Annotated in this window: 9 protein-coding genes; 1 reads left to right on the top strand and 8 read right to left on the bottom strand. The window is 34.4% G+C overall.

Annotation, left to right across the window (positions count from 1 at the left end):
- Nucleotides 1-860: 860 nt before the first annotated feature.
- Nucleotides 861-1,847 (bottom strand): dimethylarginine dimethylaminohydrolase family protein, encoded by a 987-nt coding sequence (locus ACPYKA_RS02525; RefSeq protein WP_479540848.1) that lies wholly within the window; start codon nt 1,845-1,847, stop codon nt 861-863.
- A gap of 300 nt (nt 1,848-2,147) precedes the next feature.
- On the bottom strand, nt 2,148-2,729 hold the full coding sequence (locus ACPYKA_RS02520; RefSeq protein ID WP_479540847.1) for an LOG family protein: 582 nt from the start codon (nt 2,727-2,729) through the stop codon (nt 2,148-2,150).
- A 96-nt stretch (nt 2,730-2,825) separates the two neighbouring features.
- On the opposite strand from ACPYKA_RS02520, the gene ACPYKA_RS02515 reads away from it, so the two are divergent.
- Nucleotides 2,826-3,146: a MazG nucleotide pyrophosphohydrolase domain-containing protein gene (locus tag ACPYKA_RS02515; RefSeq protein ID WP_479540846.1), complete on the top strand. Its 321-nt coding sequence runs from the start codon at nt 2,826-2,828 to the stop codon at nt 3,144-3,146.
- A 700-nt stretch (nt 3,147-3,846) separates the two neighbouring features.
- Here ACPYKA_RS02515 and ACPYKA_RS02510 read toward each other — a convergent pair.
- The 6 genes from ACPYKA_RS02510 to ACPYKA_RS02485 form a co-directional block, all read right to left on the bottom strand.
- A complete protein-coding gene (locus ACPYKA_RS02510; protein WP_479540845.1) occupies nt 3,847-4,818 on the bottom strand; it encodes a YpdA family putative bacillithiol disulfide reductase in 972 nt (323 codons plus the stop codon).
- Nucleotides 4,819-4,901: 83 nt separating this feature from the next.
- Complete coding sequence (locus tag ACPYKA_RS02505) at nt 4,902-6,182, bottom strand: Glu/Leu/Phe/Val family dehydrogenase (protein WP_479540844.1); 1,281 nt, start codon at nt 6,180-6,182, stop codon at nt 4,902-4,904.
- A 138-nt stretch (nt 6,183-6,320) separates the two neighbouring features.
- Entirely contained in the window at nt 6,321-7,247 is a 927-nt protein-coding gene (locus tag ACPYKA_RS02500) for a D-alanine--D-alanine ligase (protein WP_479540843.1), read from the bottom strand.
- A gap of 92 nt (nt 7,248-7,339) precedes the next feature.
- Nucleotides 7,340-8,122 (bottom strand): metallophosphoesterase, encoded by a 783-nt coding sequence (locus tag ACPYKA_RS02495; protein WP_479540842.1) that lies wholly within the window; start codon nt 8,120-8,122, stop codon nt 7,340-7,342.
- 21 nt (nt 8,123-8,143) lie between these two features.
- Nucleotides 8,144-8,443, bottom strand: coding sequence for a hypothetical protein (locus ACPYKA_RS02490; protein WP_479540841.1), 300 nt, complete (start codon nt 8,441-8,443; stop codon nt 8,144-8,146).
- Between the two features lie 11 nt (nt 8,444-8,454).
- Entirely contained in the window at nt 8,455-9,021 is a 567-nt protein-coding gene (locus ACPYKA_RS02485; protein ID WP_479540840.1) for a lysostaphin resistance A-like protein, read from the bottom strand.

The raw sequence follows: 9,021 nt of genomic DNA, 5'->3' as shown, positions 1-9,021 counted from the left end.
CATTCTCTTTCCTCCAATTAATTAATAGTGTTGCAATTGTATTTTTTGATTTAATATCCTTTTTATGCATTAATAAGAACATTTTTTCAAAATAGTAAAAGGAATATTGAAAAACTTATATTATAAAACAGTAAAATATATTTAACGCTATTAATTTATTTTTAGATAATAATCATGATTACAGCTAATGAAAATAAAAAAACACTAGTGACATTTTGTATCAACTATGACACAAAATGTACCAGTGAATGAAAAGCTATTTACTAGACCATACCTCCTTGTAAAATTAATGATTCACTAAAAGTGTGACATTATTTTTAATGGGAGTTATTTTTTATCAAAAGATTTTGGAACTGTATGATGAGGTATTTAGCCTCAGAGAAGGTCTATGGGGAAGTCATGAAGATTGATTAGACGGGAACAACAGCCTTTATCATTCGTAAGCACGAGTGCACAGCGAGTTGAGGAATGATTAACCGCTATTTATTACCGTAAGCGCGAAGGAACATCAAGTTGGGGAATGATTAACCGCTATTCTCTACCGTAAGCACAAGCGCACTACAAGTTGGGGGATGATTAATCTCTAAGGTAAATCTATTCATCTGGAAGAGTGGCTGCTACAAATTTATCAACTGATGAGGCTGTAATCTTACTGGAAGCCACAGAAGTCTTTGATCATAAACACCTCTCACCCCCACATTTTACAATAAATAAAAAGAATCAATTTTGCAAAAAGATTGATCAAAATGGATTCTTTTCCGACTAATCAAGTTTGGTTTTATAAAACTGATGTCCTCGAAAGTTGATTTCAAAGACCTTTATATGCATCTTGAAACCCACAGCACTACATTTTATTAGATTTACTCATTCATTCGTAATAGAGGTTGTGTCGTACAGCGAAATGACCCACCAAAGCTTCTAGACACACTGTAATCGATGTATTCAACCATTATCCCTTTCTTGGATAATTGCTCACCAATTATTGGTTGAAATTCCATGTCAGCTACGTATACTTCTTCATTTAAAGGTAATCCATTTGTTATTAATCTTTGTGCATCATTGAAAGAAACAGATATTCTATCCCATTCTTTTAAAGACTCTGGAATACCTTCGAGAAAGGCTTCTTCACAAACAATCATTAATCCATCTTTGACCAGACTTAGAGCACAGTCTAAATGTAATATTTTAGAATGAAGTGGTACTTCCGTGACTGTATACCCGAAGTTTGACACAAAGTTCCTCAACCACACTATTCCTTCGTGATTAGAAGCAAGCCCAGACGTACCAACGAAAATTTCTTTGTTCAGGACTAAAACATCACCGCCTTCAAGAAAAGGGCCTTTCATATCAAAAAAATCACCTAATCTATCTGCCTGTGGTACAGATAAATAAAGGCACTCATTCTGCTCTGCTTCTTGTTCTAAAATATGTCGTATGGGCATAACTTCTTTTTTTCTGTGATTAAATTTCATACTTCCTTCAATAATCATTTTCCCTATAACAAAGAAAGGATCTCTTGCAAAGAAATTGCTGTAGCCCTTTTCTTTTGCGTCGTTTTTTTCATCTTCAGTAAGTAGTCGAGGACGGATTACTTCAACTCCATATTTTTTAAGCAGTTTTTCAAAGTTCTCCTTTTCATTTTCCCACTTTTTTTGTACCTCTGGTAAAGCATCTGTGATATCTTTACCGTATGCATTTTTTAATACTGCTAATGAATCTTCCGTTAAGAACTGATCACTCTGCATATTTTCTTCGGTAGGTACAGAAAATTGTGATTGCGCTAGAACAACTCTTTTCAAAGGAGCAAATTCGCTTGCAACGAAAACTTGTTCATTTTTCTTCATCATATAGATAACTTTCCTTTCTAAAATTATTTGTAGGCTAGGAAGAATAGTTGAATCTTATTGTATCCTAATGTTGATTTATTTTTCAATGTTGACAGAAGCCCTCCACAAATAGCAAATACGGTATTCGTAAATTTTTCGCCTAGAGTCATGATAATGTCGCTCGTTCCCAAAAATATAGAAACCAATTTCTTTCATCAAGTTGGTTTGTTATTTATTAACCTTGATTTTCCGTGCTTAGGCTCAATTTTAGTTGGATTAACAACAGACCATATGCTTGTAGTTTGGTCTGTTGTTATGCTTTTAAATCTGTTTTTCATTAAGATACGTTTTTACGGTTGGGGCTTCATAAGAATCAAACTTATCAAGTAATTGACTTGGTTCAACATCTACAAGTGCCATCGAACGGTACTTTTCGTGTAAAAATTGTTCTCTGGTCATATGATTAAACAGTTCAACAAGAGGAGCAAAGTAATGATTAATGTTTAGAAGACCACAAGGTTTTTGATGAAGGCCTAATTGAGCCCATGTAAAAATTTCAAAGAATTCCTCTAATGTGCCTGGTCCACCTGGTAAAGCGACAAAGCCATCTGCCAGCTCTGCCATTTTAGCCTTTCTTTCATGCATAGAATCAACAACAATCAATTCTGATAATCTTTTATGAGATATTTCTCTTTTCTCCAAAAAACTAGGCATAATCCCAATGACTTGTCCACCATCTTCTAAGACAGCATCGGCAACAGCTCCCATTACCCCAACACTTGCACCACCATAAACAAGTGTAATATCGCGTTTGACTAGTTCTTCCCCAAATTTTCTCGCGGTTTCTATATATACATTAGATGCTCCAGCACTGGAACCGCAAAATACAGCTATACTTTTCATAAAGAAGCCCCCTTATCGGATTCAGCGTTTATATTATACAGAAGTCTTCATGATTTGTTAAACTTTATAGTAGTGAAATTTAAGGAGTGCTAAAAAATGGATGTAACTGAATTTCAACAATGGGTAAATGATTATTATGAAAATAGAGGCTGGTCTGAACTAGACATCTTTATTCGGATTGGCTTTTTAGCGGAGGAAACTGGAGAAGTAGCACAAGCCATAAGAGCTCTTGAGATTGGGAGGGATCGGCCAGACGAAAAAACGGAATCCTATATGGAAAATAGAGAAGATTTAGTAGAAGAGTTAGGAGATGTGTTGGGTAACGTCATTATAATTGCCAATAAATATAATATCTCTTTAGAAGAAGTGTTTAATTCTCATAAGGAAAAACTCTCAAAGCGCTACTCTCATGAATAAATATTATCAACTTACGTACCAATAAAGTGAGTATTAACAGATACTCGGATTGATATCTCAAATCATTAATTTAATAACTTTAATAATGTAGGGCATTTTTGCATAAAGGAAATAAACTGCGCCATTATTTCGTTACTAATAGATAGTTGAAGGATACTGTGCAGTAGTGAAAATTTAAAAACCAGATCAATTCCGCTGTGTAAAAATGAACGCAGTCACAAAGCAGAATACCGCTACGGAAATACACTACGCTTTCCGTGGGCGGCTGTTGAGCCCCATCGTGCTACGCACTTGGGTCTCACCTAGGCCTGTCCTCCCACAGGAGTCTCCGTGTATTTCCTTCGCTGGGTATGTTTGGTAAACGGCTCTGCACAGTTTGTTACTACTATCTTTATTGTTGATTGGAGCCGGAGGGCAGTCGACTCCTGCGGGAAAAGCACGTGTCTGAAGACTCAGAAGCAGTGGTTTTCTGCTTCAGAGGCTGAAGCCGTGCCCGCGGAAAGCGAACTGCCCGGAGGCGGAAATCAACGGTGCAGTAGCGAAGTTGACCGATAACTTATCATCTTAAGTTACTGCACAGTTTATGGATTATTGTGCAAATAAGTTTAAAAGCAACAAAAAAATCCGCACAATAATACAAACTTTTTCCAAGAGAAGTTTATATTCGTTCGAATTTTCTACGAAGAAAACACTTTTTGTCCTAGTCTTTCTTTAATATTGACGCTGCAATTGCCTTTCCGTGCCATCTGCCATTCTCGATAAAAGTTTCGTTCCCATTAAAGCCGGAAATTATTACTCCAGCAACATACAAATTAGGAATGTTTGTTTCAAATGTATTTTCATCCTTTTCAGGTTTACCTGTTGTATTATCTACATTTACACCAATCTTTTTTAAAAAAGAAATATTCGGTTGATACCCTGTCATTGCAAATACAAAATCATTTTTAATATGTTTTACTTCATTGTTAACACGGTATATTACGTTATTTTCAGTTATTTCGGTCACAATTGCATTAAACTCCATGGAGATTCGACCTTTTTGAACAAGCGAATCAAAATCTGGTAAAATCCATGGTTTAATACTTTTTGAATACGTTGATCCACGGTACAGGACGGTTATATTTGCTCCTGCCTTATAAAGAGCTAGTGCAGCATCTACTGCCGAATTTTTCCCACCAATAATTACAACATCTGTATTATAATATGGGTGGCCTTCTTTAAAATAATGCATAACTTTAGGGAGGTTTTCTCCTGCTATGTTTAAATATTGAGGTTGATCATAATAACCTGTTGCAATGATAACATGTTTGGCAATATATTGTATTTCTTGACCGTTTTTATTTGTATAAAGATAAAACAGGTCATCTTTTTTCATAATATTCGTTACTGTTTCAAAAGGATTTATTCGAAGTTCGTTACGCTTAACAACTTCCCGGTAATACGCTAAAGCTTCATTTCGTACAGGTTTAAACTTGTCAGTAACAAAAGGAAAGTCGCCGATCTCCAAATTTTTACTTGTACTGAAAAAGGTCTGATGGGTTGGAAATCGATAAATTGTTTCGACTATATTTCCTTTCTCTATTATAAGCGGTTTTATGTTATATCGTTGTAACTCAAGTGCACATGATAGACCACATGGGCCAGCTCCAACGATTATCGTATGTTCTATCACCCGTAGCTCCCCTTTACAAAAAAATTTAGACCATTATAAAAGACCCCTATTTATTCTTTCATAGGGGTCAAATTATTAAATATTTATACCCAACCGCGAAATCTAGATGCTTCTGCCATTTTTCTAACTCCAACCATGTAGGCAGCTAAACGCATATTTACATTTCTAGTTTGGGCAGTATTATAAATTGTATCAAATGATTTTTTCATCACTTCATACAACTTTTCTTCTACTTCCTCTTCTGGCCAGTAATATCCTTGATTATTTTGAACCCATTCAAAGTATGAAACAGTTACACCACCTGAAGAAGCTAACACATCTGGTACAAGTAATTTTCCACGTTCTGTCAATATTTTAGTAGCTTCCATTGTGGTCGGTCCATTGGCTGCTTCGACGATAATATCTGCTTTAATATTATGAGCGTTTTTTTCTGTAATTTGATTTTGGACCGCAGCCGGTACTAATATATCACAATCTAACTCAAGTAACTCTTCGTTAGTTATCGTATCTTTAAATAACGTAGTGACAGTTCCAAAACTATCACGACGATCTAAAAGGTAATCAATATCCAAACCTTCAGGATCGTGCAAGGCACCATAAGCATCAGAGATACCAACTACTTTTGCGCCGGCTTCATGAAGGAATTTGGATAAAAAGCTTCCTGCATTTCCAAAACCTTGAACGACAATTCTTGCTCCTTCTAGCTCAAAACCACGTTTTTTAGCAGCTTCTTCAATGCAAATTGTTACACCTTTAGCTGTAGCAGATTCTCGACCATGCGAACCACCTAGGACTATCGGTTTTCCAGTAATAAAACCAGGATTATTGAATTCGTCAATTCGGCTATACTCATCCATCATCCACGCCATTATTTGTGAATTTGTAAAAACATCAGGGGCTGGTATATCTTTCGTTGGCCCAACGAATTGGCTAATTGCCCGGACATACCCTCTACTTAAATTTTCGAGTTCTCGGAATGACATTTCACGTGGGTCACAAATAATACCACCTTTACCACCACCATAAGGTAAATCTACAATACCTGCTTTTAAACTCATCCAAATTGCTAAGGCATTAACTTCTGTTTCAGTTACATCAGGGTGAAACCTAACCCCACCTTTTGTCGGTCCAACTGCATCATTATGTTGAGCTCGAAATCCGGTAAACACTTTGATCGAACCATCATCCATACGTACAGGAATTCTAACCTTTAGCATTCGGAGAGAATCTTTTAATAGTTCATAAACTTCATTTGGATAACCTAACTTATCCAAAGCTTCTTTTACAACAGCCCTTGTCGATGTTAAAATATTCGTTTTTTCGTTTTCTTCTTTACTGGAATCTGCTGCTTTATCGGCTACCATTAGTTTACCTCCTATGAATAACATATAAATGTAAATAATAGCTGTTCTTTGTGATTAGTATACACCTTTAAGTCAATTATGCAATCCAAAATTACTTGAAACGATTGATTTATCAGCCAAAGGGTAATGAACTACATTTTAATTGACTGTTAATTGCACTAGCGTCTCAATCATTTCATTATAAGAGATATTATTTGTGCGTGCAGAATCAGGAAAAAGACTCGTCGGTGTCATACCAGGTAAAGTATTCACCTCTAATATATACGGTACTCCTTCATCTGTTAATAAAAAATCTGCTCTGGAGTATGTTTCACAACCTAACACTTGATGTGCTTTGACCGCAAATTCTTTTATTTTTGTGGTAAGTTCCTCACTAATTTGTGCAGGAATGATATGTTCACTGCCACCTTCTGCATATTTTGATTCATAATCATACAATTCATTTTTAGGAATGATTTCAATAATAGGTAAAGCAATTTCCTCATTCATTTTTCCCATTACAGGAACAGTTAACTCTTTTCCTTTGATAAATTGTTCAACTAAAATAAACTCATCACTTTGAACCGCTTTTTTAATTGCCTGTTCTGTCTGGTCTTTATTGGTTACAATCGTAAGACCGAGTGTTGACCCTTCGCGATTTGGTTTTACAACAAACGGTAACTCAAAATTATGATGAATTTTTTCAACAAGATCATTTATATTTGTCTGATCGGTTACTCGGTATCGCTCACCTCTCGCAATTGGTATATTTACAACTTTAAATAACTGTTTTGCTTTGAATTTATCCATAGCAACTGCTGAGGCCATTACTCCCGATCCTACATAAGGAATATTTAACATTTCTAATAACCCTTGTATCGATCCATCTTCTCCAAACTTACCATGAAGACTAATAAAAACTAAATCAACGTTTAATTCAATTATTTCATGTAAACGATCGGGATGAAAGTCAATTCCAATCACTTCATGACCATTTGCTTTTAATGCGTCTATTATTCCCTTACTTGATGAAATAGAAACATCTCGCTCTTTTGAAATCCCACCATAAAGGACAGCTATTTTCAACGTGTCCACTCCTAACCTATCTATAATTTATTTTTTCTTTATTTCATAATATCATTTTTTTAAACTCTCTACTATAGTAGTATATGACCGGATTAAGCATTTGTACTATTTTGTTGCAAAGAAACTACATGGCATTCGGCTCTGGTTCCTAAACGTAGTGGTAGCATCGTGTACCCATATCCTTCTGAAATAATAACTGTTGATCCTTGATACGAAAATGTGCCTCCTTTTTTATAAAATCCAAAACCAAAAATCCGAATTTGTCCACCGTGCGTATGACCTGCGAAAATCACATTAATTTGTTTTTTAACTGCTTCATTTAATTCATAAAAAGCACTAGGCTTATGTGTACACAAAATTGTAAAATCATCTTTTAACTCATTCCAATTAACCGAATGTTCCGCATATCGGTCTTCATAATATTTTAATCCAATCAGCTTTATTTTTTCATTATCTTTGTAAATAGAAACTATTTTATCTTCTAACATAATTACATTTTCTTGCATTAAAATATGTTTCATTTTATTTATATTTGTTTCGAAATCATTGTTTCCCCAGATAAAATATATGGGAGCCCTCCATTTTTTTAGTTTAATGATATTTTGCCGCATTCTTTCTAAAGGTACACCACGTTCAATTAAGTCTCCCCCAATAATAATGAGGTCAATATGTTGATCAATCTTTTCAATCGTAGACTCTTTAATCTTTCTTCTGTGTATATCTGAAATGAAAAAAATATTAAACCCTCTAAATGATTCCGGGATTTCTTGAAATTCAATTGATTCATAGACAATATGATCGTTGTGGGCTTTAAAAAACATATAGCCTAGGAAACTAACACTAATAAATAAAATAGTCAAAAAAACGATGTACAATTTTAAAGCCCCCATTCTGGGTTAACTGAAAAATAAAAGAATTTGTTCCCCTGCAATAAAATAGATAATACCGATAATAATAACTAAAATTACTAATACAGTTAGCAACCTTGTAAAAGGAGAACCTAAATGAATATATAACTTTCGTTTCGGTGTTTTATGTACCTCACTCCTTGGCGGGAGATTTAATACGTCGACTTCGACAAAATCATCTGCCTTGTCTTTCGTTTCATTAGCTTTATTTTCTTCCGATTGATTTACCACGTCAGCAAATAATTGAGATAGTTTTTCCGCCTGATTTTCCTCATGGTCAAGTTTCAAAAGAAAGCACCTCACTTTTTATATTTCATAAAGATTCCAAGTAAAAAGTCGACAACAAAATGAAATGCAATAACTACATATAAGTTTTTCGTTATTTCAAAAACATACCCAAGATAAAAACTAATTATAATAACTAAAACTAAAAGAACAGGTTTTTTCAGATAACGAAAATGAACGAGGACGAATAAAGTGCTCGCAAATATATAACCAAATGATGTTTGAATGACTCCTCGAAACAGAAATTCTTCTGAAATCGCAACAACAATTGCAATAAGAAATATGTTTCCGATCGATTGATTTTTAAAAACTTTTTCATTGATGCCACCGTCATCAAAGTAACGACTAGGTAAAAACGAATACAAAACGATCTCGATTACGACAATTAATATCGCCGAAAATATACCAAAAAGTAAAATTGCTTTCAAATCTACCGAAAAATAAAGGAACCAATCTGCAATATGATCAAATAAAAAATAACTTAAAAAAATACTTAGTAAAAAAAAGCAACCTTGTGTTAATAATAATTGATTCTTAACTTCTTCAGCGGACATGTTTTTTATAATTTCTGATTGTTTCAT

The organism is Pseudogracilibacillus amylolyticus (SeqCode) (genome assembly GCF_051918545.1).
In the GTDB taxonomy this organism is placed as follows: Bacteria; Bacillota; Bacilli; order Bacillales; family Amphibacillaceae; genus Pseudogracilibacillus.
Note: the sequence above shows the minus strand (reverse complement) of the source record. Positions and strands in the feature narration are given on the sequence as shown.